This window comes from Allobosea sp. LjRoot90 (assembly GCF_964254315.1).
GTDB lineage: Bacteria > Pseudomonadota > Alphaproteobacteria > Rhizobiales > Beijerinckiaceae > Allobosea.
In genome coordinates this window covers 1,036,826-1,060,094 of record NZ_CAXUTF020000002.1, presented here as the reverse complement: position 1 = coordinate 1,060,094, position 23,269 = coordinate 1,036,826, and the positions used below count along the sequence as shown (strand labels likewise).

21 protein-coding genes and 1 pseudogene are annotated in these 23,269 nt (G+C 64.6%); 14 read left to right on the top strand and 8 right to left on the bottom strand.

Features of this window, described 5'->3' with window-relative positions; all coding sequences use genetic code 11:
* Window positions 1–13 precede the first annotated feature (13 nt).
* The 8 genes from ACSQ3M_RS11860 (at window position 14) to ACSQ3M_RS11825 (ending at window position 8,330) form a co-directional block, all read left to right on the top strand.
* Window positions 14–970 carry a Bug family tripartite tricarboxylate transporter substrate binding protein gene (locus ACSQ3M_RS11860; protein ID WP_436150253.1) on the top strand — a complete coding sequence of 319 codons (957 nt, stop codon included), beginning with the start codon at window positions 14–16 and terminating at the stop codon, window positions 968–970.
* Between the two features lie 70 nt (window positions 971–1,040).
* Window positions 1,041–1,943: an FCD domain-containing protein gene (locus ACSQ3M_RS11855; protein WP_436150252.1), complete on the top strand. Its 903-nt coding sequence runs from the start codon at window positions 1,041–1,043 to the stop codon at window positions 1,941–1,943.
* Window positions 1,944–2,037: 94 nt separating this feature from the next.
* On the top strand, window positions 2,038–3,027 hold the full coding sequence (locus ACSQ3M_RS11850; protein WP_436150251.1) for a Bug family tripartite tricarboxylate transporter substrate binding protein: 990 nt from the start codon (window positions 2,038–2,040) through the stop codon (window positions 3,025–3,027).
* A gap of 8 nt (window positions 3,028–3,035) precedes the next feature.
* A complete protein-coding gene (locus ACSQ3M_RS11845; RefSeq protein WP_436150250.1) occupies window positions 3,036–4,103 on the top strand; it encodes a lactonase family protein in 1,068 nt (355 codons plus the stop codon).
* A 442-nt stretch (window positions 4,104–4,545) separates the two neighbouring features.
* Window positions 4,546–5,541, top strand: a complete 996-nt coding sequence (locus ACSQ3M_RS11840) for an ABC transporter substrate-binding protein (RefSeq protein ID WP_436150249.1) — start codon at window positions 4,546–4,548, stop codon at window positions 5,539–5,541.
* 56 nt (window positions 5,542–5,597) lie between these two features.
* Window positions 5,598–6,665 (top strand): ABC transporter ATP-binding protein, encoded by a 1,068-nt coding sequence (locus tag ACSQ3M_RS11835; protein ID WP_436150248.1) that lies wholly within the window; start codon window positions 5,598–5,600, stop codon window positions 6,663–6,665.
* Window positions 6,662–7,522, top strand: coding sequence for an ABC transporter permease (locus ACSQ3M_RS11830; RefSeq protein WP_436150247.1), 861 nt, complete (start codon window positions 6,662–6,664; stop codon window positions 7,520–7,522). Before ACSQ3M_RS11835 ends, ACSQ3M_RS11830 begins: the two co-directional genes overlap by 4 nt.
* A gap of 10 nt (window positions 7,523–7,532) precedes the next feature.
* Window positions 7,533–8,330 (top strand): ABC transporter permease, encoded by a 798-nt coding sequence (locus ACSQ3M_RS11825; RefSeq protein ID WP_436150246.1) that lies wholly within the window; start codon window positions 7,533–7,535, stop codon window positions 8,328–8,330.
* Here the strand turns inward: ACSQ3M_RS11825 and ACSQ3M_RS11820 are convergent.
* From ACSQ3M_RS11820 to ACSQ3M_RS11810, 3 genes are all read right to left on the bottom strand, one after another.
* Entirely contained in the window at window positions 8,327–9,232 is a 906-nt protein-coding gene (locus tag ACSQ3M_RS11820) for a MurR/RpiR family transcriptional regulator (protein WP_436150245.1), read from the bottom strand. The two genes, ACSQ3M_RS11825 and ACSQ3M_RS11820, sit on opposite strands and share 4 nt — an antisense overlap.
* A gap of 141 nt (window positions 9,233–9,373) precedes the next feature.
* Window positions 9,374–9,919, bottom strand: a complete 546-nt coding sequence (locus tag ACSQ3M_RS11815) for a hypothetical protein (RefSeq protein ID WP_436150244.1) — start codon at window positions 9,917–9,919, stop codon at window positions 9,374–9,376.
* Entirely contained in the window at window positions 9,919–10,338 is a 420-nt protein-coding gene (locus ACSQ3M_RS11810; RefSeq protein WP_436150243.1) for a hypothetical protein, read from the bottom strand. Before ACSQ3M_RS11810 ends, ACSQ3M_RS11815 begins: the two co-directional genes overlap by 1 nt.
* Window positions 10,339–10,674: 336 nt before the next feature.
* Between ACSQ3M_RS11810 and ACSQ3M_RS11805 the strand changes: the two genes are divergently transcribed.
* The 6 genes from ACSQ3M_RS11805 (at window position 10,675) to ACSQ3M_RS11780 (ending at window position 17,402) form a co-directional block, all read left to right on the top strand.
* Window positions 10,675–12,747 (top strand): hydantoinase/oxoprolinase family protein, encoded by a 2,073-nt coding sequence (locus ACSQ3M_RS11805; RefSeq protein ID WP_436150242.1) that lies wholly within the window; start codon window positions 10,675–10,677, stop codon window positions 12,745–12,747.
* 5 nt (window positions 12,748–12,752) lie between these two features.
* Window positions 12,753–14,390: a hydantoinase B/oxoprolinase family protein gene (locus ACSQ3M_RS11800; RefSeq protein WP_436150241.1), complete on the top strand. Its 1,638-nt coding sequence runs from the start codon at window positions 12,753–12,755 to the stop codon at window positions 14,388–14,390.
* Window positions 14,391–14,402: 12 nt separating this feature from the next.
* On the top strand, window positions 14,403–15,098 hold the full coding sequence (locus ACSQ3M_RS11795) for an ABC transporter permease subunit (RefSeq protein ID WP_436150240.1): 696 nt from the start codon (window positions 14,403–14,405) through the stop codon (window positions 15,096–15,098).
* Between the two features lie 10 nt (window positions 15,099–15,108).
* Window positions 15,109–15,771: an ABC transporter permease subunit gene (locus tag ACSQ3M_RS11790; RefSeq protein ID WP_436150239.1), complete on the top strand. Its 663-nt coding sequence runs from the start codon at window positions 15,109–15,111 to the stop codon at window positions 15,769–15,771.
* A gap of 10 nt (window positions 15,772–15,781) precedes the next feature.
* Window positions 15,782–16,546, top strand: a complete 765-nt coding sequence (locus ACSQ3M_RS11785; RefSeq protein ID WP_436150238.1) for an ATP-binding cassette domain-containing protein — start codon at window positions 15,782–15,784, stop codon at window positions 16,544–16,546.
* Window positions 16,547–16,637: 91 nt separating this feature from the next.
* Complete coding sequence (locus ACSQ3M_RS11780) at window positions 16,638–17,402, top strand: transporter substrate-binding domain-containing protein (RefSeq protein WP_436150237.1); 765 nt, start codon at window positions 16,638–16,640, stop codon at window positions 17,400–17,402.
* A gap of 413 nt (window positions 17,403–17,815) precedes the next feature.
* Here the strand turns inward: ACSQ3M_RS11780 and ACSQ3M_RS11775 are convergent, their stop codons facing one another.
* From ACSQ3M_RS11775 to ACSQ3M_RS11755, 5 genes and pseudogenes are all read right to left on the bottom strand, one after another.
* On the bottom strand, window positions 17,816–18,292 hold the full coding sequence (locus tag ACSQ3M_RS11775; RefSeq protein WP_436150236.1) for a hypothetical protein: 477 nt from the start codon (window positions 18,290–18,292) through the stop codon (window positions 17,816–17,818).
* A gap of 36 nt (window positions 18,293–18,328) precedes the next feature.
* Window positions 18,329–18,466: pseudogene (locus ACSQ3M_RS11770) on the bottom strand (hypothetical protein); the annotation flags it as partial.
* Window positions 18,467–18,873: 407 nt separating this feature from the next.
* Entirely contained in the window at window positions 18,874–20,745 is a 1,872-nt protein-coding gene (locus ACSQ3M_RS11765; protein WP_436150235.1) for a DUF2264 domain-containing protein, read from the bottom strand.
* An 83-nt stretch (window positions 20,746–20,828) separates the two neighbouring features.
* The gene (locus tag ACSQ3M_RS11760; protein ID WP_436150234.1) at window positions 20,829–22,112 is read right to left on the bottom strand and encodes an ABC transporter substrate-binding protein; all 1,284 of its coding nucleotides are present in this window, start codon (window positions 22,110–22,112) and stop codon (window positions 20,829–20,831) included.
* Window positions 22,113–22,156: 44 nt separating this feature from the next.
* Complete coding sequence (locus ACSQ3M_RS11755) at window positions 22,157–23,236, bottom strand: ABC transporter ATP-binding protein (RefSeq protein WP_436150233.1); 1,080 nt, start codon at window positions 23,234–23,236, stop codon at window positions 22,157–22,159.
* Window positions 23,237–23,269 lie beyond the last annotated feature (33 nt).

Here is a 23,269-nt window from a genome sequence, read left to right as displayed (position 1 = left end):
GGAGGAAAAGTCCATGATCGACCGTCGACTTCTGCTCGCCTGCGCCGCCGCCATCATCGCGGCCCCGGCCGTGGCCCAGACCCCGTCCGAACTCAAGATCATCGCTCCCGCCGGGCCGGGCGGCGGATGGGACACCGCTGCGCGCTCGATCCAGCAGGTCCTGACCGGAGCCGGCCTCGCCAAGAGCGTCCAGGTGCAGAACGTCACCGGTGCGGGCGGCACCGTGGGCCTCGCCCAGTTCATCAACGGGTCAAAGGGTGATCCCTCCCAGCTGATGGTGAACGGCATCACCATGGTCGGGGCGATCCTGACCAACAAGGCTCCGGTCAGTCTCGACCAGGTCACGCCGCTCGCGCGCCTGACGGGTGATCCACTCGTCATCGTCGTGCCGGAGAACTCGCCACACAAGACGATCAAGGACGTGGCCGCGGCCATCAAGGCCGATCCCTCGCGCTTCATCTGGGCTGGCGGATCGGCCGGCGGAGCCGACCACATCCTCGCCGCGCTCGTGACGAAGGCGGCCGACAGCGATCCCGGCAAGCTCAACTACGTCGCCTTCTCGGGTGGCGGCGAGGCGCTCGCCGCCATGCTCGGCGGCCGGGTGACGGCCGGCGTGTCGGGCTATGGCGAGTTCGAGAGCCAGATCAAGGCGGGCAAGCTGAGGGCCATCGCCCTGTCCTCGGGCAAGCGCCTCGAAGGCGCGGATGTTCCGACGCTGAAAGAGCTCGGAATAGACGTCGAGGTCGTCAACTGGCGCGCCGTGATGGCGGCGCCCGGCATCTCCGCCCAGCAGCGGCAGGAACTCACCGCCATCTTCGACAAGATGGTCAAATCGAAGGAATGGGTCGAGCTGCTGAAGGTCCGTGGTTGGGATGACTATTACCTCGCCGGCGAGCCCTTTACCGCCTTCCTCAAGGAGGAGCAGGTCCGCGTCGCTGACGTTCTGCGCTCGATCGGCCTCGTCAAATAAGCTTCGAATCGTCGCGCGGCTCGGGTAGATGCTCTCGTCGGCGGGCCGCGCAGGCCGGCGGGAGCGCATCGTGGCACGGGCGAGCAGGCAGGACCTCGGAGAGACGCTGGCGGCGAAGCTGCTCGGAGAGATCCGGGAGTTGAGGCTCGCCGCCGGGACGCATCTGCGCGCCCAGGATCTCGCGACCCGCCTCGGCGTCTCGCGCTTCCCGGTGGGTCAGGCCCTTCATCTGCTCGCCGGCAAGGGCGTGCTGCGCCATGAGCCCAACCGCGGCTATTTTGTCGCTCAGGGCGAGCCGGCCAGCGCGGAAGAGCTGGGTCTCGCCATCACCGACGGCCGTGACGCGATCTATTTCCGGATCGCCGAGGACCGTCTCGGGGGCTCGCTGCCCGACCAGAGTACGGAAGCCGAGCTGCGCGAGCGCTACGGGTTGACGCGTGCCGAGCTCACGGCGGTGCTGACGCGCATTAGCTCCGAGGGCTGGGCCGAGCGGCGCGCCGGCTATGGCTGGACTTTTCTCCCGGTCCTGAACACACCCGAAAGCCTGGAGCAGAGTTACCGGCTCCGTCTCGTCCTCGAGCCTGCAGCCTTGCTCGAGCCGGGCTACGACCTCCTGCCCGAACAGATCGCTGCCTGCCGCCACGCTGAGGAGAGGTTGCTCGCGGGCGCCATCGAGACCGATTCCGCCGATGCGCTGCACGAGCGCGGGGTGCGGTTTCACGAGACGATCGTCGGCGCGAGCGGCAACCCGTTCTTCCTCGATACGATCCGGCGGCTCAATCGCGTGCGTCGCCTGCTGTCCTACCGGTCGATGCTGGACCGCAAACGTTACCGTGCCCAATGCGAGGAGCACCTCGCCATCCTCGACAGCCTCGCGCGCCGCGACCAGGAAGAGGCTGCCCATCGTCTGCGCGCTCATCTGGCGCACACAATCGAGAACCTGGCGCGGATCCGCCCAATCCTGTCGCGCTGAAGAGTGGCGTTTCCAACTTCGACCGTAGATGGGTAATATTGCATTTATTGCTGTCGATATGCTAAAGTGATCAACCAGGTTGGGAGGATCAGTCATGGCATTGGATGTCACGCGGCGAGCCGCGCTAGGATTGCTGGCGGTCGGAGCCGGCATCGCGGCAAATGGGCTTGCCCAGGCGCAGAGCTATCCGAACAAGCCTATCCGCCTCATCGTGCCCTTCGCCGCAGGCGGTGGCGTGGATACGGTCGCGCGGATTCTCGGCGAGGCGCTCAAGCAAGAGCTTGGGCAGGGCGTTGTCATTGAGAACCTGCCGGGAGCCAGCGGAACACGCGGCGCCGAAACGGCAGTCAAGGCGGATCCTGACGGCTACACGATCCTGCTCGCTTCGGCCGGCGAGATCGCGGTTGCGCCACATATCCAGAAGGGGCTGCGCTATGTGCCGGAGCGCGATCTCGCACCGGTCACACTGGCTGTGCGAGTTCCCAATGTACTCGTGGTGAAAGGGGAGGCCCCCCACAGGAGTGCGGTGCAACTCATCGCGTTCTCAAAGGCGCAGCCGAAGGACGGCACCTATTCGTCGAGCGGCGTCGGCAATCCGCAGCATCTTGCCGGCGAGCTGATGAACAGGATGACGGGCTCGCAGCTTCTGCATGTCGCCTATCGCGGCGCGGCGCAGCAGATCCCGGATGTCCTCGCCGGCAGCGTCACCGCGACCTTCGCGAGTTATCTCGCTGTCGCCTCTTTCGTGCAGAGCGGACAACTTCATGCCGTCGGCGTGACATCGAAGGAGCGGATCCCGAGCCTGCCCACCGTGCCGGCTTTGGCCGAGACGCCCGGTCTGGCGAACTTCGATGTCGTCAACTGGTTCGGCTTGTTCGCCCCGGCCAGGACGCCTCCGGCGATTCTGGACACGCTTCATGCTGCTGCGGTCAAGGCGCTGAAAAAGCCGGAGATCGCAGCCAAGCTGTCGGAACTCGGCAGCTATCCAAGTCCGATGCCGGCTGCCGCCTTCGGTATGTTCGTGCGAGACGAGACGGCAAAGTTCAAGGATATCGTCACTGCTGCCGGCATTGAGGCGCAATGAGCCGAGTAGTGGGGCCGGACGCTCATTTTGCCTATGTCGGATCGCGCACAACGCGCGAGCGCGGTGCGTCGGGCGAAGGCATCTCGATCTTCGCGACCGACGCTAGCGCGCGGCACTGGCGCCACCTCCAGACGGTGGGGGATCTCGTCAACCCTTCCTTTTTGGCATTCGGCCGGGAGCAGCGGTATCTCTACGTGGTGCATGGCGATGGGACAGAGGTCAGCGCCTTCGCCATCGACGAGACGACGGGCGGGCTGACCTTTGTCAATCGCGTCCCCTGCGGCGGGCGCAATCCGGTTCATCTCGTCGCGTCGCCAGGCGGCCGGCAGCTCTATGTGGCCAATCACCTGTCGTCGAATGTCGCCGTGATCGAGATCGCGCCCGATGGTGCACTCGGCTCGATCGCGCAGATCGTGACGCTGGATGGAGAGCCGGGGCCACATCGGGTCGAGCAGCCCTTCGCCAAGCCGCACCAGCTGATCTTGAGTGTTGACGAGCGCTATCTGATCGTCCCGGACAAGGGGCTAGACGCGACCTTCGTCTTCTCGATCGAGCGCGATGGCGGGCTGCGAGCCACAGGCGAGCCGGCGCGGGACCGCGAGGGCAGTGGCGCGCGCCATGCGGTCTGCATACCGGACGGCCGCCACGTTTACGTCGTCAACGAGCTCGATTCGGCGGTCTGTGCTTTCGCCTTCGATGAAGGCAGACTTCACCCCATCCAGCGCATCAGCGCACTACCCGACAGTTTCTTCGGCTTCAGCCGCGCGGCCGGCATCGTGCTGACGCCAGACGGTCGCCATCTCTTCGCGTCCAATCGGGGGCATGACAGCCTCGCGGGTTTCGAGGTTGATCCAGGCTCAGGACGCCTGAGTGCGAACGGCATCACACCTTGTGGCGGCCGCACGCCTCGCTTCATCGCGCTTACGCCCGATGCGTCGGCCGTGATCTGCGCCAATGAGGAGAGCCATGGGCTGACCCGACTGGACGTCGGTGAAGCCGGCTGCCTTCGACCAGCGGTCGAGATCGCGCAAGTACGCAGTCCAGTCTGCGTGGTTTGGAAAGCTCGGTCGACATAGTCGCGCTCACGGCGGCAACCGATTCCGGCGCTCCAGCAACGAATGTCCGCTTCCTGGCGATGCGCCAACGTCCGCTGCTGGCGCAGAGCGGCCGGATGGGTTTGGCAAGCACGTGCGGCCAAATTCGTCGCCATCCCTGCCGACATGTCCGGGCAGAGCAGGAGCAGATTGTGACCGAGCGATTTGAAAGGGCACCGCCAACCCTGGACACATGAGGAATTGCTGCACGAGCAGGCCGGCCGCGACCCTTAGCCGATTGCGGGTACGAAGATCGCTTCCAAACGCAGCTAAAGTATTGCGATCTTATACCGCTGCCGCGCCCGGTCTGTCGGCATGGGGCGCACAAGGGGTTCGCATGTGAATGGAAAAATTCATATTGCAGATTAAAACATATTTTCATACATTCTGATCAAGAACGTCGCACTCCGCGAGGGGAATGATCATGAAAAACTTTCTGGCGGCCGTGGCCATGCTGCTGGCCGGGACCCTGTCTACGCACGCTCAGACCAGGGAACTGGTCGTCGCCGCTTTCGGTGGCGCCTATACGGACGCCCTGAAGAAAACTATCGCTGAGTTCGAAAAAGGGAACGGCGCCAAGGTCACGTTCATACCCGCGTCGGGCGCCGACGGCCTCGCTAAGGCCATGGCCCGTGAGGTCGATGTCATCCACGCCGACATGGCCTGGGCTTATCGCGGCGAGGCGCAGGGTGCCTTCGAGAAGCTCGATCCGAGCATCGTCACCAACCTTGCCGCGCTCTACCCCAGGGCCCGCTTCTCGGATTACGGCGTCATCACCAACTTCGGCCAGTACGGCATTGCCTACAATCCGAAGGACGTCACGCCGGCCCCGGCCTCCTGGCTCGACCTCTGGGACGCGAAATACGACGGGGCCGTGACCACGACGGGCTTTGACGCCGCCAATGTCGAGCTGCTCGTCCTGATGGCGAAGCTCAACGGCGGCAGCGAGGACAATATCGAGCCCGGCTTCCGGAAAATGGCGGAACTCGGCAAGCATATCAGTGTCTTCTACAACCAGCATGCCCAGCTGCTCGACCTGTTCCGCAACCAGGAGGTCGTGATGGCGCGCTGGCTGCGCGGCCGCGTCGACTGGGCCAACAAGCAGGGCGTCGCGCTGAAGTTCGCGGTGCCGAAGGAAGGTGCGATCGGCCTCGTCTCGACCGTCCATGTCGTGAAGGGCCGCCCGAACACCGAGCTCGCTCAGAAATTCGTCAATCACCTGCTCGGTGCCCCAAGCCAGAAAACCTATGCAACCGATCTCGGCTACACACCGGCGCGCGCCGGCCTCGATCTGACCGGCATCGACGTGCCCTATGGCGAGGAGTCGGTCGGCTCGCTGCTGATCGCCGACTGGAAGAAGATCGTGCCCAGGATGGATGCCTGGAAGGAGCGCTGGGAAAAGCAGGTGGTCGCCCGCTGAGGATGGCGCGCCCGGCTCCCGCAGCCGGGGGGATTTCGAGCTTGGACAGGTGGGCGATGGGACAGATCAGCGCAAGAAACATCACCAAGGCCTGGGGCGCTTTCACCGCGCTGAAGGGCGTCGATCTCGATGTTCGCGAGGGCGAGTTTCTCTCGATCCTCGGGCCGAGCGGCTGCGGCAAGAGCACATTGCTGCGCATCATCGCGGGTCTCGATGAGCCAAGCGGAGGCGAGATCCATATTGCGGGCCGGAACGTCACCCAGGATCCGGTCTGGAAGCGCAGGATCGGCTTCGTGTTCCAGAGCTTCGCGCTCTGGCCGCATCTGACCGTCTTCCGCAACGTCTCGATGGGGCTGGAGCTGCGCAACACGCCGAAGGCCGAGCTGCATGGCAGGGTCGTCGAGGCGCTCCGGATGGTGCAGCTCGACCATCTGGCCGATCGCCTGCCGTCGCAACTGTCCGGCGGCCAGCAGCAGCGCGTCGCGCTCGCCCGGGCCATCGTCCTGAAGCCCGATGTGCTCCTGCTCGACGAACCGTTGAGCGCGCTCGACAAGAACCTCCGACAGGACATGCAGGTGGAGCTCAAATCGCTCCAGCAGACGCTCGGCCTCACTACCGTCTTCGTCACACATGACCAGGAGGAGGCGCTGTCGCTTTCGGACCGGGTGGTGGTGATGAACAAGGGAGCGATCGAGCAGCTCGGCGCGCCCGACGCCATCTACAACGGCCCGGTCTCCGAATACGTGGCGCGCTTCGTTGGCGAGGCCTTCTTCTTTCGCGGCCGCATCGAGCGGGGCGAGGGCGGGGCCTGCTTGCGCCTTGTGGATGGAGGCGCCGTTCCGATCGAGGGCACCGACGCGGTGCAGGGGGAGGAAGGCCTGGCCTTCGTCCGGCCCGAATGGATAACGCTCGAGAAGCTCGGGCCCCAGCAGCAGGCCGAGGCGCCGCGCGGCGTCGTCGAGCGCCTGATGTTCTTTGGCCAGTCGAGTGACTATCTCGTCGCGCTCGGCGAGCGCCAGATGCGGGTCAAGCGGCGCCCCGACATGCCGGTGCTGCAGCCGGGCGACGCGGTCGCCATCCACTGCACGGCACGGGTTCTGCGCGACGGACAGGACGCGCCATGAAGCGGCCGGGCCTCCTGACGCTGCCGGCCGTCACCATCCTCGGCGCGTTCTTCATCTTGCCACTGGTCTGGGTCCTCATCCTGAGCGTCCTCACCGCGGGGCCGACCGGCGAAGTGCTGGGTGAGGTCACGTTGCAGAACTATGCGCGCTTCCTGACCGACGGCTACTATCTGAACGATCTCTTGCTCCGCACCATCCGCCTCGCCGCGATCGCGACCCTGTTCTCGGTCGTCATCGGCTATCTCGGCGCGCTGGTGATCGTCAGGGCCTCACCTACAGCGCAGAGCTGGATGGTCCTGCTGGTGATGCTGCCGCTCTGGGTCAACCTTGTCGTCCGCACCCTGAGCCTGATGGTCGTCCTCGGCCGCAACGGGCCGGTCAACCAGATCCTGGTCGGCCTCGGCTTCTCGGCTCGTCCGCTGCCGCTGCTTTACAACGAGACGGCGGTGGTGATCGGCATGGTGCAGGTCGCCGTGCCCTTCGTCATCATGGCGATCTACGGCGTGCTCCAGTCGATTCCGCGCGAACTCGAGCACGCCGCGATGACGGTCGGCGCGACGCCGCTGTCCGCCTTCCGCCGCGTGACGCTGCCGCTCAGCCTGCCGGGCATTCTCGCCGGCAGCGTGCTCGCCTTCGGAATCAACGTCGAATCCTTCGTGGTGCCGATCCTGCTCGGCGGCGGGCGGGTGCGCTTCATGAGCGTCGCGGCCTACGAGACCGCGACGGTGTCCAACAACCTGCCTTTTGCCGCGACGATCGGTGTCGTCCTGCTCGTCGTCACCATGGCGATGCTCGCCCTCTACCAATGGGCGGTCCGCTCGGCGGGGCGGCAGGCAACCGTCATCCAGGCGGGCTGAGGAGAGGGCCATGCAGAGATCTCTCATCGGCACGGGCCTGTGGTACGCTGGCGCGATCCTTTTCTTCGCCTTCCTGCTCGCGCCTCTGGTGGTCTTGATCGCGGTCTCGTTCAACCCGGTCGCGATGGTGTTTCCGCCGCAAGGTTTTTCGCTCAAATGGTACGGCGCGATCCTCGATAAGCCGGACTTCCTGCACGCAGCCTGGGCGAGCACGCTGCTGGGCGCCCTGACGGCGCTGCTAAGCACCGGCCTCGGCGTCCTCGCCGCGATCGGCGTGCAGCGGCATCAGGGGCCCGCCAAGGCCCTTGTCTCGGCGCTGCTGATGTCGCCGCTCTTCATCCCGGCCGTCATTGTCGCGCTGGCTCTGTTCCAGATCATCTTCATGATGGGGCTGGTCAACAACGTCTGGACGCTGCTCGCCGCCCATGTCGTCGTCACGCTGCCCTATCCGGTGCGCAACGTGATGGCGCAGATGGAGGGCTTCGATATGCGGCTCGAGGAGGCTGCACTCAGCGTCGGCGCGATGCCTCGCCAGGCGCTCTTGCGCGTGACGTTGCCGCTGCTCAAGGCCAGCATCGTGCCCTCGCTGATCATCGTCTTCGTGCTGTCCTGGAACAACTACACGGTGTCGGTCTTCCTCGCTTCCAAGGACTGGACGACGCTGCCCCTCCAGCTTCGGGCCTATCTCCAATACGAGTACGAGCCGTTCGTCGCCGCGATGTCAACGATCCTGATCCTCGCCTCGATCGTCCTGCTGATCATCGTCGATCGGACCGTCGGGCTCGGCAGCGTTAGGAAACGAGACTAGCTGGCGAAGACCTTGCGCCGTTTCGATGACCGGTCGATCTGGTCGAGGCGCTTGCGTGCCTCGACGCTCATGCACGAAAACATCGCATCGAGCAGGATCGGAACGAGTGTGGCGGCTGCCGCATAGGAATCGAAAACCAGCCGGCTGTCGACACGCGCCTTGAGGAGCAGGTCGGCGATCTGGTCATGATCGTTGAAGCTCGCATCCGCAACGAGCGCGATCCGCATGCCCGCCTGGCGCGCTATCTCGATCGCCCGGAGCGTCTCGCGCGGATAGAGCGGCATCATGAAGACGAGCAAGGTACGTCCGCCGGCGGCCCAGCATTGCTCGATCTGGTCCTCGACCAGGGATCCGCCGCCTGCGAGGAGGCGGACGTCCGGATGCACCTTCGCGGCGAAATAGGCGAACTGCGTGGCAAGCCCCGCCGAGGCCCGCAAGCCGAGTACGGCGAGCGGCCGCGACGTCGCCAGCGCCTCGCCAAAACCTTTGGCCAGATCCGCATTGGACAAGGATTGCGCGAGTTCGGCGAGATTGTCCGCCTCGGCCAGGATCGCGGCTTGATAGCGATTGGTTTCAGCTTCGCTTTGCGCTTCTTCGAAGGACGGGTTCGACCGCAAGAAGCGCCGCATCTCCAAATAGCCGTCGAAACCCAGCGCCACCGCAAAGCGCGTGACCGAGGGCTGGCTGACATTGGCGAGTTCCGCCAATTCCATGCTCGACAGGAAACCAAGCTGGGCGCTGTTCTCGATCATGCATTGGGCGATCCGGCGCTGCGCCGGGGTGAGGCGTTGGCCGGCGGTGCGCCGGTCCAGCTCGGCTCGTAAAACCTGGCGATCCGCCGGTACGGCCGATACCGCGAGCCTCGGATCATCTGGAGTCGCGAGCTTGGTATCCTCGGCCATTCGCGTTCTCTTCAAGGTCACGATCCTGTATCAATATATTCAAGAATTAACTTTCTGCATAAGTCGGTTGCCCAAAAAAAGCGAGCCCCGACCGAGGTCGGGGCTCCGGTGATTGAAACGAATGGGGCGGCTTCGCCGACCTCAGGCCGCCACAACGAGCTTCGAGAAGGCCCCTAACTCGGCCGGCCTGCGGTGCGGGAAGGCGACGCCGAGATTCCACGGGAAGATGAAGTGGACCCAGCGATGCATGCGGATGACATAGGTCATCATCGCCCCGGTCAGTTCCACGTATTCGTCCTTGGTCTTCAGCGTGTCCAAGGCGTCGGAATACATCTGGCCGACCTCATGCATGTTCGTCAGGCCAAGATCGGTCATGAACTCGAACACGTTGAAGGTCCCGGTGAGGAATTCCCGCGTCATGCGGTTGAGCGTCACAAGCTCCATGTCCTCATATTTCGAGATCTTGAGCAGCCGATACATGACGTCGGCGCCGACCAGCATCAGGTAGGCTTCCAGATGCACGAGCACGGAGAAGGACTGCTCGCCGCTGCCGGCGCCGCTGTCGATCACGCCCCAGCGCACCTTCTGGATCTCGACGGGCTCGTCGAACCAGACGCGGTCGATCTGCTTCTCGATGATCGCCTTGGCCTCGCGCCAATCGCCCTCGAACCTTGCGATATGGGACATCAGGCAGCCCTCCGGACATTGATCTCGACGATGCTGCGCCGCGGCTGGGCGACGGTCTGCTCGTACACATGCGCGCCGAGTGCCAGGAGCTTCGGCAGGTCTTCCTCGAAGACCTCGGCGAACTTGTTGACGGTCGCACTCTCGGTGATCTTGCCGTAGGTCAGGCAGATGGTCTGGCCGGGCGCGTAGAGATAGACGGCGCCCGGATGGCGCGGGACCATGTTGTTCCCGCCGAGATGGACGATCCGGGTCGGCATCCAGACCGCCTCGCCCGAGACCACGACATGGCCGAGCACGCTCTTCAGCGGCAGCTGGGCAAGCACCTGATCGACAACATCGGGATTGTCTTTTGCCAGCAGCCTGGCGCGGAACGATAGACCGATGCTCGGCGCATCAAATTGAATGACATCGGATGGCATGGGCTCCCCTCGGCGGGTTGAAAGGAAAATGATCAAGCTCGTAATTTATGAAAATAACCATTCACAATGTCAATCCATGAAATACAACATTCTTTCCTGCATTAGGCCGGCACTTGCGATGCTCGTGGCAGTTCTCGGCAAGACGCTTGCCGGCTTGGACACATGCGCGGGTGCTTCTCGGCGCCGAGGAGGGGGGCCGGAGATGGCGTGTCGCGGCCAGAGCCACGCTCAGCCGCCACGGCCCCATTATTGAATGAAAAATATTCCTTGATGATATCAGAGAAATAAAATATTCATAAGCGATCGATACTCTGTCGCTGAGGGGTGGGTTTCGGGATGAGGTTGCGGCAGTCGGGACAGGGCGCCTACAGGATCGGCGTGGATTCCGGGGGGACGTTCACGGACGTTTGTGCGCTCGACGAGGAAAGCGGCGTGTTCACCGTTTGGAAGGTGAGCAGCACGCCGGCCGATCCCTCTGCCGGCATCGTCGATGCCGCCGGCAGCATGGTCTCGCTGCTGTCCGAGCGCGATGGCGGCGAGCCGCAGCTCAGCTTCTTCGGGCACGGCACGACGGTCGGCACGAACGCGCTGATCGAGCGCCGGGGCGCACCGACCGCCCTGGTGACGACGGCCGGCTTCCGCGATGTGCTTGAGATCGCCCGCCAGCGCCGGCCGGAGCTCTACAATCTTCAGACCATGCGGCCGGAGCCGCTCGTGCCCCGCGATCTGCGCTTCGAGGTCGCCGAGCGCATCCAGTTCGACGGCTCCGTGCTTCTTCCCCTGAACGAAGACGAGGTCCTCCGGCTCGTTTCTGCACTGAAGCAGTCGCGCGTGCGCGCCATCGCGATCTCCTTCCTCTTCAGCTTCCTCAATCCTGCCCATGAGCGGCGCGTGAAGCAGATCCTGCAGCAGGAGCTGCCGGACGTGTTCATTTCCGTGTCTTCCGACATCGTGCCGGAGTTCCGCGAGTATGAGCGGACCTCGACGGTCGTGATGAACTCCTATCTCGGTCCGTTGATGCGCGCTTACATCAATCGGCTGCAGGACCAGCTGAAGGCGATGGTGCCGTCGCGCATCATGATCACGCAGAGCAATGGCGGTCTGATCAGTGCCGACGTCGCCGCAGCACAGCCCGTGCGCACCGTGCTTTCGGGGCCGTCCGCCGGAGTCGTAGGTGCCGTGAAGATCGCGCAGCAGATCGAGCGCGCAAACCTGATCACCTTCGACATGGGCGGCACCTCTGCCGATGTCTCGATCATCAGCAATTTCGCGCCACGCTACAAATCGATGACGAATGTCGAGGGCTTCCCGATCAAGGTTCCGATGATCGATATCCTCGCCGTGGGCGCGGGCGGCGGCTCGATCGCCCATAATGACCATGGCCTGCTGAAGGTCGGGCCGCGCAGCGCCGGCGCCAATCCGGGCCCGGTCTGCTATGGTCTCGGCAACTCCGAGCCGACTGTCACCGACGCCAACGTCGCGCTGGGCATCCTCAACCAGAAGCACCTGCTGAACGGACGCCTGCCGATCGATGCGCAGGCCTCGCGTGCCGCCATCGAGCGGCTGGGCACTGGCTTCGGCATGGGGTGGGAACGGGCGGCAGCGGGAATCCTGCAGGTCGTCAGCGCCAACATGGTCAATGCGATCCGTGCCATGACTGTGGAGCGCGGCCTTGATCCGCGCGATTTCTCGCTGTTCTCGTTCGGCGGGGCAGGGCCGTTGCATTCAGGCTATCTGGCGCGCGAGTTGGAGATCGCCGAGATCGTCGTGCCGGCCTTCCCGGGCGTGATGTGCGCGGTCGGCCTGCTGACCAGCGGCATGCGCATGGATTTCGTGCGCACCCATTACGAGCCGCTGACGCCGCGCAGCCTCGAGGGACTGGAACGCCAGTTCAAGGAGCTTTCCGAGCTCGCGCATGGTTGGTTCGACCAAGAAGCCGTGCCCAGCGAGCGGAGAAACATCAGCGCGGCCGTGGATCTTCGCTACGCTGGCCAGGCTTATGAACTCACGGTCCCCGTTGCTCCGGCGGCGGGCGCAACCGGCCACGACGCCGTCGTCGCAGCGTTCGTGAGCGCCCATCGCGAGCGCTACGGCTACGTCGTCGATGGGGAGGCGATCCAGATCACCGCGGTGCGGACCGAGGCTTTCGAGACCCTGTCCTTCCCGCACCCGGTCGTAGAGAGGCCCGTGGTGGAAGGGCCGATCACGCCCGTGGAGCATCGGGACATTCTCGACATCTACGACATGAAGACGGTCCGGACGCCCGTCTACCAAAAGGCGACGCTGCCGCAGGAGGCCGAGATCGCAGGCCCCTGCGTGATCGAGCAGATGGATACCACCATCCTGGTCCTGGGCGAGCAGCGCGCCGTCATCGACCGCCACGACAACGTCATCATCTCGGCTGGATGAACGTCATGCAGATCGATCCCATCACCACGGAAGTCGTCTCGAAATACCTCCAGTCGGTGGTCGACGAGATGGGCAGCATCATCGTCCGCACCGCGTTCTCGACCAACATCAAGGAACGCGAGGATTGCAGCACCGCCATCCTCAATGAGAAGGGCGAGATCGTCTCCCTGGCCGAGCGCATCCCGATGCATCTCGGCTCGCTTTTGGGCATCGGCGGCTATGTGCTCGATCACATCGATCTGGACGATGTGCGCGACGGCGACGTGTTCATCGGCAACGACGCCTATCGCGGCGGCGGCACGCATCTGAACGACATCGTGCTGATGCAGCCGATCTTCGTCGACGGCCGCTATTGCGGCTGGGTCACCAATCTGGCTCACCACTCCGACTTCGTCGACAGGAGCCACAAGCACATTTTTCAGGAAGGACTGCGCATCCCGCCGATCCGCCTCTACCGGGGCGGCGAATTGCAGGCCGATATACTGGAGCTGATCTTGCTCAACTGCCAGGTTCCGCGAGAACGCAGGAACGACCTGGCGGCGCAGATGGCAGCCAACCGGCTTGCCGTAGAACGCTACCGTTCGCTGTGCGAACGCTACTCGCTCGATGTCGTCAAATCGGTCGAGCGCGAGATCATGGACTACGCCGAGCGCAAGACGCGGGCGTCGCTGTCGCGCATCCCGAACGGGGTCTACCGCTTCAACTCGAAGTTCGACACCAACCTGATCGGCCATGTGCTCGACCTGAACGTTGCGGTCGAGGTCAGGGACGGCTCGATCCACTTCGACCTGTCCGGAAATCCGCCGCAGCTCCCGGCGCCGATCAACATGGTGCTGACCGCGACGCTGGCGACACTCTATTACGCCGTGAAGACCCTCGTCGATTCCGACGTGCCGCCCAATGCCGGTTTCCATCGCGCGATCAGCGTCCATGCTGAGCCCGGCTCGGTCCTGAACGCCCAGGAGCCGGCCGCCGTCTACAGCCGGACCGACATCGCGCTCCGTCTGGTCGACATGATCCTGGCGGCGCTGCAGCCCGCGATCCCCGAGCGCGTCATCGCCGCGTCGACTGGCGGTGGTCTTGTGACGATCAGCGGCACCAGCCCGCGCAGCGGGCGCTTCTATGTCTACAATGAGATGATCGGCGGCGGCATGGGGGCGCGCTACGCGCTCGACGGCATGGACGGAACCCAGGTCCACATCACCAACACCGGCAACCTGCCGGTGGAGGCGCTGGAGCTCGAGTTTCCGCTCCGCGTCGAGCGCTACGAACTCGTGCGCGATTCCGGCGGGCCGGGCAGGAGCCGCGGCGGCATGTCGATCCGGCGCACCGTCCGCGCCCTCGGACATGAGGCTGTGGTGAATGCCGGCGGTACGAACAGCCTGCTGCCGCCCTTCGGCATCGCGGGTGGCGAAGCCGGGCAGGTCTGCCGGGTCGAGCTGAGCGGCGATGAGCCGGCGCTCAAGAACCGCAGCGGCCGGCTGAAGGCCAACGAGACCGTGACGATGGTCACTTCGTCGGGCGGCGGCTACGGCCCGGCCGAGGAACGCCTCCCGGCCAAGATCGAGAAGGACCTGCGGGAGGAGCGGGTCTCGGCCGAGGCCACGGCCCGGCATTATGCCCACGCGACCCTGGCGACGTGACCGGGACCACCGATGACGAACCCACCGGACATCCTCTCCCTTTCGATCCAGTGGATGCCGTTCCTGCTGGCGGGCCTCGGGATGACGCTGCTGCTGGCGAGCGGAGCGCTGGTGATCGGCCTCGTCATTGGTGGCGTCGGCGCCACGCTGAAGCTGCGGCAGAACCTGTTCTCCCGCACGCTGATGGAGATCTACACGACGATCGTGCGCAGCGTGCCCGAGCTGATCGTCGTCTACTATTTCTACTTTGGCCTAAATGAAGGGCTGAAGCTGCTGCAGTGGCTGCCCGGCGCGCCGTCGACCTTCGAGCTTCCCGTCCTGGTCGTCGCCTTCGCGGCGCTCGGCTTCATCGCCGGCGCCCTCGCTATCGAGCTCTTTCGCACGGCCTATAACGCGGTGCCGCAGAGCGAGATCACCGCTGCGCGGGCCTTCGCGATGCCGGGCTTCATGCTGTTCCGGCGGGTGCTTTTCCCTCACATCCTGCGCTACTCGCTGCCGGGCCTCGGCAATATCTGGATCGGGCTGCTCAAGGAGTCGTCGCTGATCTCGGTGATGGGGGTCACCGAGCTGATGCGGGCCACGACGACCGCGTCGAACTCCACCGGCGCGCCCTTCGTCTTCTATCTGCTGTGCACGGTGTTCTACCTCATCGTCACGCTCGCCTCCGGGGCGGTTTTCGCCTGGCTTGAACGTCGATACCAGGCGTGAGGCAGCGGCGATGAGCTATTCCGAAATCGCTTCAGAGATCGCCGCAGGCATCCCGGTCTCGTTGGCGGTGGCATTCGGCGGCATCGGCATCGGTTCCGTCCTGGCGATCGGCGTCGTCGCGGCGCGCATCAGCTCCAACAAGCTGCTGAGCCTGTCGGCGTGGACCTATCTCCAGCTGGTGCGCAGCATCCCGATGATCGCACTGCTGTTTATCCTCTATTACGGGCTGAGCCAGTTTCAGGGCGTGCGCACCAGCCTGTTGTGGCCGGTGCTGCGCGAGCCGATCTGGTGCGCGATCATCGCGCTGTCCCTGAAGGCCAGCGCCTATGTTGCGGAGGTCTACCGTATCGGCATCTCCGCGGTGCCCGCCGGCGAAATCCAGGCAGCCCGCAGCTTCGGCTTCCGCGGATATCGCCTCTATCGCTCGATCATTATTCCCTACGCGACTCCTGTGGTGCTGCCCGCGCTGAGCAACGAGATCGTCATCTTGGTCAAGGCGTCGTCTCTCGCCTCGCTGATCACGCTCATGGACATCACGGGAATCGCGGCGGCAATCGGCTCCGACACCTTCCAGCCGCTCACGGCCTTCTCGGTCGCAGCTGCTTACTACCTCGTCTTCAACGCCGCGATGATCGCCCTGTTTCGCATAGCCGAGAGCAAACTCGCGCGATGAGGAGGACCGTATGAGCATAGTCCTGTCCGCGAGAGGGATCGTCAAATCCTTCGGAGCCAAGACGGTCCTCAGAGACATGGGCGTCACGGCCCATCGCGGCGACGTCATCGCGCTCATCGGCGCCTCGGGCTCGGGGAAATCGACATTCCTTCGCTGCCTCAACTTCCTGGAAATGCCCGATTCCGGCGAACTCGACTTCGGCAACGACCAAATCGACGTCGCCACCTTCCGGAAGCTATCCGCGCGAGAGCGGAATCGGCGGATCAACGCGGTCCGCCGCAACATCGGCATGGTCTTCCAGAGCTTCAATCTCTGGTCGTCCAAAACCTTGCTCGAAAACGTCATTGAGGCCCCGGTCCATGTGCATGGGCGCCCGCGCCAGGAGTGCATCGAGCAGGCGGAGGGACTGCTCGCCTCCGTCGGGCTCGCCAGCTTCCGGGACTATTACCCCAAGCAGCTGTCGGGCGGGCAGCAGCAGCGCGGCGCGATAGCCCGCGCCTTGGCGATCAACCCTTCGGTCCTGCTCTTCGACGAGCCGACCTCGGCGCTCGATCCGGAACTTGTGAACGAGGTCCTGCAAGTCATGCAGAAGCTCGCGGATTCCGGCAGCACCATGCTGGTGGTCACGCACGAAATGGCGTTCGCCCGCAACGTCTCGAACAAGGTGATCTTCTGCGAGAACGGAAGCATCTCCGCATCGGGAACGCCGACTGAAATCTTCTCGAAGGAGGGGCCAGCCGCCTTACGGAAATTCATGACGACTGTTTCACACTAAAAAAGAGGGGAATACGATGAATCGACTGCTCAACTTACTTACTGCTGCAGCTCTCTTCACGGTCGGGCCCGCATCGGCTCAAGAGGGCTCATTGAAGATCGTCACCGAAGGCGGTTTCCCGCCCTGGAACCTGACCGACGCATCCGGGGCATTGAAGGGCTTCGAGATCGACTTCAGCAACGCCTTGTGTGCGGAACTCAAGGTCAAATGCTCGATCGCGAGCCAGACCTTCGATGCGATGATCCCCGCCCTCAACGACGGCAAATACGATCTGATCGTCGATGCGCTCGGGATCACCGAGGCGCGCCAGAAGGTCATCGACTTCACCGTCCCCTATGCAGGCCTCTGCTACACCTTTGCCTCCGTCACCCCTGCGGTGAAGACAAAACTGCCGTTCGAGGATCGCATCGAGATCCTCGCGGACGACAATCTCGCCAAGGCGATGAAGACGTATCGGGATGCCTTCACGGGCGCGACGATCGGCACCCTGGCCTCCGGCACGTCGACGCGGTTCATCAGCAAGAACCTGTCCGATGTGTCCTCGCGCCCCTACAAGACACCGGCAGCGCGCGATCTCGACCTCAAGGCCGGTCGCATCGACGTCGTCTTCGCCTCGAAGGACACGCTGCTCGCCCTCAAAAAAACCCAGGGCATCGACACGCTGGAACTGGTCGGCCCTTGTCTCAGAGGCGACCTGCTCGGCACCGGCGGCGTCGGAATCGGCGTCAAGAAGGGCAACGCCGAGCTCAAGGCCCGCCTCGATCCTGCTATCAAAAAGCTCGTCGATAACGGAACGGTGAAGGCGCTCTCCGAACAGCACTTTGGTCTCGATATGAGTCCGATCGGCTTGAACTGATCGTTCGTGGCTCGCGAGAGCGAACCTTCGGCTCGCTCTCTCAATCGCTTGACTGTACTTCTGCTGTACCGACTCGATTTCCAAATTATGTTGCGTTGGCAAACTTGCGGGGTTCGCAGCAATTGGGATCGTTCCCCCCCGCTGCCCAGCGCTCTAGTCGAGCTCGTCACGAGCGGAACGCTTCCCTTCTGCCTCGAAATCTCGCGACAGGAGATTTGGCGGGTATAGTCACCCCTGACGGCTGTTCGATCCGGATTTCTGCAATGTCGGCTTGCGGACTGGGGCCTAATGTCCGCTCCTGGCGCAGAGCTGACACTGGTCAACCGACGGAATTGGTCTGGCTCGCACCAAAAGCGGCAGGCTGCATTTTTACTGTCGGTGGTTTCAGGCCCCCGCAACCAAGTATACTCAGATCAACAAAAACCCCGCTTCGCATCGAAGCGGGGTTTTTGCGTTGTTCGAGCACAACGCCAGAACCCGTGCCAGATCCCCACGGAGCTCGAGCGAGACGCAACCGCCCTCGCAAGGCGCCACCACAAGCTGCGCGAGGTCGCCGCGATCGCTTCATCACGCAGCTCTGGATCTTCCAACAGGCTCTCAAGCTCGGCCACGCGCCGGCGGTAGGCTTCCGCCAGGTTCGGATGGACCAGCACCGTCGGGCGATCGGTCGGCGCCGATAGACGCAGATTGAGCGACTGCTGCTCCCGCTCCAACTCAGCCAGGCGCTGCTTCATCGAAGGCTGATACAAGCCGCCCTCAATGGCGTGCATGATCCCATCGATCTTGCGCTGGACGACTGATAGCGCCATCGCTGTGTCTGCCTTTAGGTGTTCGGTGTCGGCCGCGCTGCGGTTGCATTCCTCCAGGTAGGCCCGTGTGAACTCCGCCACCAGCTCCGGTATGAGCAACTGCTCGCGCAGCGCCGACAGGATGCGCTCCTCGAACTCGCGGCGACCGATGGTTCGATCGTTCCGGCAGAGACCCTTGGAGCGCCGGCCGGCGCAGCCGTAGCGCCCGGCCGCAACCAGAGTGTACCCGGCGCCGCAGCAGCCGCATGTGAGCAGGCCAGAGAGCAGATACCGCCGCCGGTGGGCACGGTTGAACGCATTACCAACAAGCAGAGACTGCTACCAATCGAGCGAACCATTCGGGTCAGGCAGATACTTGAGGGGGCGGTTGCGCGCCAGGAGCGGACTCTGGCCAGTCGCCCATAAGCAGACATCACCAATGGTCTCACCTGACTTCCGTTCTCGCCCATCCGAGGCATTCATGCTGATCGGCCGCGATGGTTGGAGTTAGCCGCGCAGATCCAGCACCGCTCTCAGGCAATATGTCGCCTGCTAGCTGGGTCTCCATCCCGCGCGTCAGCCTGGGAATCCGAGAGTAAAAGCCGCACTCCCTCGATTCAGGGTTTGCGTTCTCAGAGCACAATGCCAGGGCGTCGCCGCTGAGTTACCGCGGGCAGGGACACTCAGTCCGGGCGCCGCATCAGAGTGATTGGCCGGCCGAACCGCGCGATCCTGTCTTCGAGCATAGCGAGGTCCGGCGGCGTCCACGGGCCCGTCTGGATTGAAGCATCGAGAGCTGCCGAGCGCGGGCCGGCCATCACGGCGCAGGCCAGGACCGACCCTCCCACCGGCAGCTCTCCGACCAGCTGCGGGACCAGCGTCTTCGGCGCGACCAGATTCGTGTTGGGCGGTGCGATCTGGGCTTTGCCATCGCGTCGCAAGCTCGGCGATAGATCAAACAGCGCCGACAGGTCGGTGGGCGTGCGGATGGCCGCCTCGCCCGGGCCCGCGTGCAGTCCGTCAGGCGGCCCCGGCGGACGCGGGATCGCGAAACCGCCTTCGACCGTGACGAGCCGGCGCGGCGTCGTGACGCGATGCACCCGGACATGGTGCTCGTCCTGCCAGTACATCCAGGTCTCGACCGCGACATCGGCGAAGGGGCGCCAGCGCGCAAACAGAAGGTCGCCGGCGAGCAGGACCTCCTCGTTGTACTCGCGGAAGCGGTAATGCTGGCCGTCGGCGCTGAAGCCGATCATGTTGTCGAGGACGGCCTCCGACAAGCGCAGCGGATCGCTCTCGACGCTGAAGCCGTAGCGCGCGGAATAGGCGAACTTTGCGTATTTCTGCGCGCCGAGACGCGCCCAGCGATTGGTCGGCTCGGTCTGCTGGCCGCAGACCAGGGCGACGGCATCTCCGGGGGGATTGGCCACCAGCATGCCGACATGGTGCAGCACCGCGGGAGTTGGCCGTGGCGGGCAGAGTTCTTCCTCCGCCGCCCAGAACGGATGCTCCTGCGGCAGGGCGAGCGGCAGAAAGGCCTTGAAGGCCCAGTAGGGCGATTGCGGCGAGTTGTAGCTCTCGCACATATGCAGGTCGGGATAGCCATAGCCGACGGGCAGGATGCCGTCGCGCTCGGCCATCGGGCGCTGCGCCCACCAGCGCAGATTGCGCAGGTAGAAGCCCTTGATCTGGCCCCAGGGCAGCGCCTCCTCGCCGATCAGGGCAAGCGCCCCCCAGAAGCCGGCGATGGCGAAGCGGTAGGTCATCGAACGCCCGAAGGCGAGCGCCGGACCATCATCGGCGAACCAGCGCGCGATGTCGGGCGCGATCAGCCGGGCCCGCTCGCGATAGGCGTCGGCACGCTTGCCGCCCTGCAGGGCGGCAAGCAGCGGTCCGTAGAAGTGGAAGGCGAACGGGATGTAGTGGTCGGCGCGCCGGACATTACCGTCGCTATACCAGCCATCGCCGAGATAGAACGCCTCGATCTCCTCGGCATAGCGCTCGTCGAGCGAGCGGTCGTACTCGGCGCCGACGCTGCCGAGCGCCATGCCGATCATCAGCCGGAAAAATTTCCAGTTATTGTCGGCGAAGTCGCAAGCGTGGCCGCGCCGGAGATAGTCGGTGACCTGCGTTCGGGCGCGGGCGTCGAGAGGCTCCCAGAGCTTGTCTGGGACCAGGCGCAGGGCGAAGCCGATCGCTGCAAGTTCGACCAGTCGCTGGTCGACCTGGCCTGGCCAACCCCAGAATTCCGGATGATCGGGATCGCAGCCATTGGCGAGCCCCTGCGCGATCGGGCTCCAGTCGATCCAGTCGCCGCCTCCCGCCTGTGCCGGAGCTAGCCCCCAGAGCAGGCGGGCATAGCCCTCCATGTCCGCCGGCGCCTGGTCGAAATGAGCGGCGGTGGCCGAGAGGCGCAAGCGCGCTCCACCGGCGGAGCGATAGCGCTCGACCGGTTCCGCGAGGGCGCGCAGCGCCTTTTCGACATCGGCGCGACTGCGCAGCGGATTGCCGGACCAGGGGCGGAAGAGCCCTTCCGGGAAGATGGTATCGCTCATGGTCACCTATCGCCGGCCGGAACTCTGGGCGCGCCGTCGGAGCGGAGCGCCCAGCCGGCGCTCCGCGATGGTCATGCGCCGCGCTACGGCTTGATGATGCGCAGGGCGTCGGCGAGCAGCTGCTCGCCGGCCTTCGTCGGGCTGAGCTGTCCGAACGCGACCTTGTCGGCAATCGAGCGGAACGAGCGCTCGTCGAACTCGGAGGTGCCGAGCGGATAAGGCGGCGGATAGGGGACAACCCGCCCCTCGATTGCCTTGAGGTAGTCGAGGACCTTGCGCTCCAGCGGGTCGATCGTCGGCGCGATTGCCGCCATGACATCGAGGTTGACCGGGGCGCCGCGCTCGACCCCGAGTACCTTGCCCGCTTCGACGTCGTTGATGAAGAAGTCGATGAAGCGGGCGGCCAATTCGGGCGACTTGGCGGTGCTCGCGATCGACCAGTGCAGACCCGGCCGGTAGAACAGGCCGGACGGCGTGGATTCGCTCTGGACTGGTAGCGACGTGATGTCGAGCGGTGCCTTGGCGACCGCCTGATAGGCCGCCAGCAGGTTGGAGTAGGACAGCGTCATGACGGCGTTGCCGCGCGCCATCTGGTTGCTGTCGACATTGGCCTTGTCGAGGGCCTGGACTTCGGCGTTGGCGCAGCCGCCTGCCTTGGCGAGTGCGTCCCAATAGGCGAACCATTCGGCGCCGTCCTTGGCGTCAAAGCCCGGCCGGCCTTCCGGCGTGAAGATGAGCTTGCCGCGTTGCAGCAGCCAGGACTGGAAGGTCTGCATGTAGCGCGAGCAGTTGCCGACGGCCCATACGTTCTTCTTGCCCATCGCCTTGGTCAGGTCGACGCAGAGCTTAGCGAACTGGTCCCAGGTCGTCTTGGCTGTGGGCGGCGCGATGCCGGCCTCCTTGAACACCTCGGCATGATAGAGCAGCGCGAAGGCGTTGAGCGACAGGGGCATGCCCGTGACCTTGCCGTCGAGCGTGCCGAGCGACAGCACGCCGGGCGAGAGCCGGTCGGTTCGGATGACCTTGCCGAGATACTCGTCGAGCGGCCGGGTGGCGCCACGGCGGCTGTAATCGGGGAAGCGGCCGGGCTCGAGCTGGTAGATGTCGGGCGCATTGCCGCCGGCGATCATCGTCGTCAGCTTCGACCAGTAGTCGGCGCCGCCGACCTCGCCATTGATCTTGACGCCGGCATTGGCCGCCTCGAACAGCCGGGCAGCGCCCAGCGTCCGCTCAGTGCGGGTGGGCGTGCCCCACCAGTAGAGGCGCATGACCGTTTCGGCAGCGAGGGCGTTAAAGCCGGCGGCCGGTGCGAGGGCGGTGGCGCCGAGCGCAAGGCCACCACGCAGGGTGTCGCGTCTGCTGAGCATATCTCTCTCCTCCCTGAATATTGTTGTTGTCGTTGATCCCGGTTTCAGCTGTTCAGGCGCAGTCCGTCGTTTCCGAAGAGATGGCAGCCGCCCGCCATGGTGCCGATCGGCAGGCTGTCGCCCGCGCTGATCCGGCGCTGGCCTTCAAGCACCACATTGAACGCCTGACCGTCGGCGAGTCGGCCATAGGCGATGGTCTGGCCGCCGAGCTGTTCGACATGGACGATCGTGAGCGTGCCGAGGTCGATCTCGGCAGTGCCTCCGGCCACCACATGTTCCGGCCGGACCCCGAGCGTCAGCGGTTCGCCGGCATCGATTCCGCGGCGGATGGACATGCTGAACCGGCTGGCGCCAAGTGTGATCGTGGCGTCGCCGCCGCCGGCTGCGGCGGTGACGTTGAGAAAGTTCATCTTGGGCGAGCCGATGAAGCCCGCGACGAAGCGGTTGGCCGGCTTGTTGTAGATGTCGAGCGGCGTGCCATGCTGCTCGACGATGCCGGCCCGCAGCACGACGATCCGGTCGGCCAGCGTCATCGCCTCGACCTGGTCATGTGTGACGTAGATCATGGTCGCGCCGATATCGGCATGGAGCTTGGCGATCTCGACCCGGGTCTGGACGCGCAGCTCGGCATCGAGATTGGACAGCGGCTCGTCGAACAAGAAGATCTTTGGGTCGCGCACGATGGCGCGGCCGATGGCGACGCGCTGGCGCTGGCCGCCCGAGAGCTGCCGCGGCTTGCGCTCGAGCAGCGGGGTGATCTGCAGGATCTCGGCGGCCTTGCGCACGCGCCTGTCGATTTCGGCCTTCCGCATCCGCGCCGTTTCGAGGCCGAACGACATGTTCTTGTAGACGCTCATATGCGGATAGAGCGCATAGGACTGGAAGACCATGGCGATGCCGCGCTGCGAGGCCGCAGTCTCGTTCATCCGTACGCCGCCGATCGACAGCTCACCGTCGGAGATCGGCTCGAGGCCGGCGATCATCCTGAGCAGGGTCGACTTGCCGCAGCCGGACGGGCCGACGAAGACGACGAACTCGCCGCTCGCGATCGAAAGGTCGACGCCACGGATGACCTCGACGGCGCCAAAGCGCTTCTGAACCTGCGTGAGCGATAGCATGGTCATCTCGGCTGCCGTCCGGTGGGGCGAAGGGGGCGG

Excerpts from the sequence above, each read along its gene's own strand:
- ACSQ3M_RS11860 (WP_436150253.1), top strand. The coding sequence starts at position 14 with ATGATCGACCGTCGACTTCTGCTCGCCTGCGCCGCCGCCATCATCGCG.
- ACSQ3M_RS11850 (WP_436150251.1), top strand. The coding sequence starts at position 2,038 with ATGGCATTGGATGTCACGCGGCGAGCCGCGCTAGGATTGCTGGCGGTC.
- ACSQ3M_RS11840 (WP_436150249.1), top strand. The coding sequence starts at position 4,546 with ATGAAAAACTTTCTGGCGGCCGTGGCCATGCTGCTGGCCGGGACCCTG.
- ACSQ3M_RS11835 (WP_436150248.1), top strand. The coding sequence starts at position 5,598 with ATGGGACAGATCAGCGCAAGAAACATCACCAAGGCCTGGGGCGCTTTC.
- ACSQ3M_RS11830 (WP_436150247.1), top strand. The coding sequence starts at position 6,662 with ATGAAGCGGCCGGGCCTCCTGACGCTGCCGGCCGTCACCATCCTCGGC.
- ACSQ3M_RS11825 (WP_436150246.1), top strand. The coding sequence starts at position 7,533 with ATGCAGAGATCTCTCATCGGCACGGGCCTGTGGTACGCTGGCGCGATC.
- ACSQ3M_RS11820 (WP_436150245.1), bottom strand. The coding sequence starts at position 9,232 with ATGGCCGAGGATACCAAGCTCGCGACTCCAGATGATCCGAGGCTCGCG.
- ACSQ3M_RS11815 (WP_436150244.1), bottom strand. The coding sequence starts at position 9,919 with ATGTCCCATATCGCAAGGTTCGAGGGCGATTGGCGCGAGGCCAAGGCG.
- ACSQ3M_RS11810 (WP_436150243.1), bottom strand. The coding sequence starts at position 10,338 with ATGCCATCCGATGTCATTCAATTTGATGCGCCGAGCATCGGTCTATCG.
- ACSQ3M_RS11805 (WP_436150242.1), top strand. The coding sequence starts at position 10,675 with ATGAGGTTGCGGCAGTCGGGACAGGGCGCCTACAGGATCGGCGTGGAT.
- ACSQ3M_RS11800 (WP_436150241.1), top strand. The coding sequence starts at position 12,753 with ATGCAGATCGATCCCATCACCACGGAAGTCGTCTCGAAATACCTCCAG.
- ACSQ3M_RS11795 (WP_436150240.1), top strand. The coding sequence starts at position 14,403 with ATGACGAACCCACCGGACATCCTCTCCCTTTCGATCCAGTGGATGCCG.
- ACSQ3M_RS11790 (WP_436150239.1), top strand. The coding sequence starts at position 15,109 with ATGAGCTATTCCGAAATCGCTTCAGAGATCGCCGCAGGCATCCCGGTC.
- ACSQ3M_RS11785 (WP_436150238.1), top strand. The coding sequence starts at position 15,782 with ATGAGCATAGTCCTGTCCGCGAGAGGGATCGTCAAATCCTTCGGAGCC.
- ACSQ3M_RS11765 (WP_436150235.1), bottom strand. The coding sequence starts at position 20,745 with ATGAGCGATACCATCTTCCCGGAAGGGCTCTTCCGCCCCTGGTCCGGC.
- ACSQ3M_RS11760 (WP_436150234.1), bottom strand. The coding sequence starts at position 22,112 with ATGCTCAGCAGACGCGACACCCTGCGTGGTGGCCTTGCGCTCGGCGCC.
- ACSQ3M_RS11755 (WP_436150233.1), bottom strand. The coding sequence starts at position 23,236 with ATGACCATGCTATCGCTCACGCAGGTTCAGAAGCGCTTTGGCGCCGTC.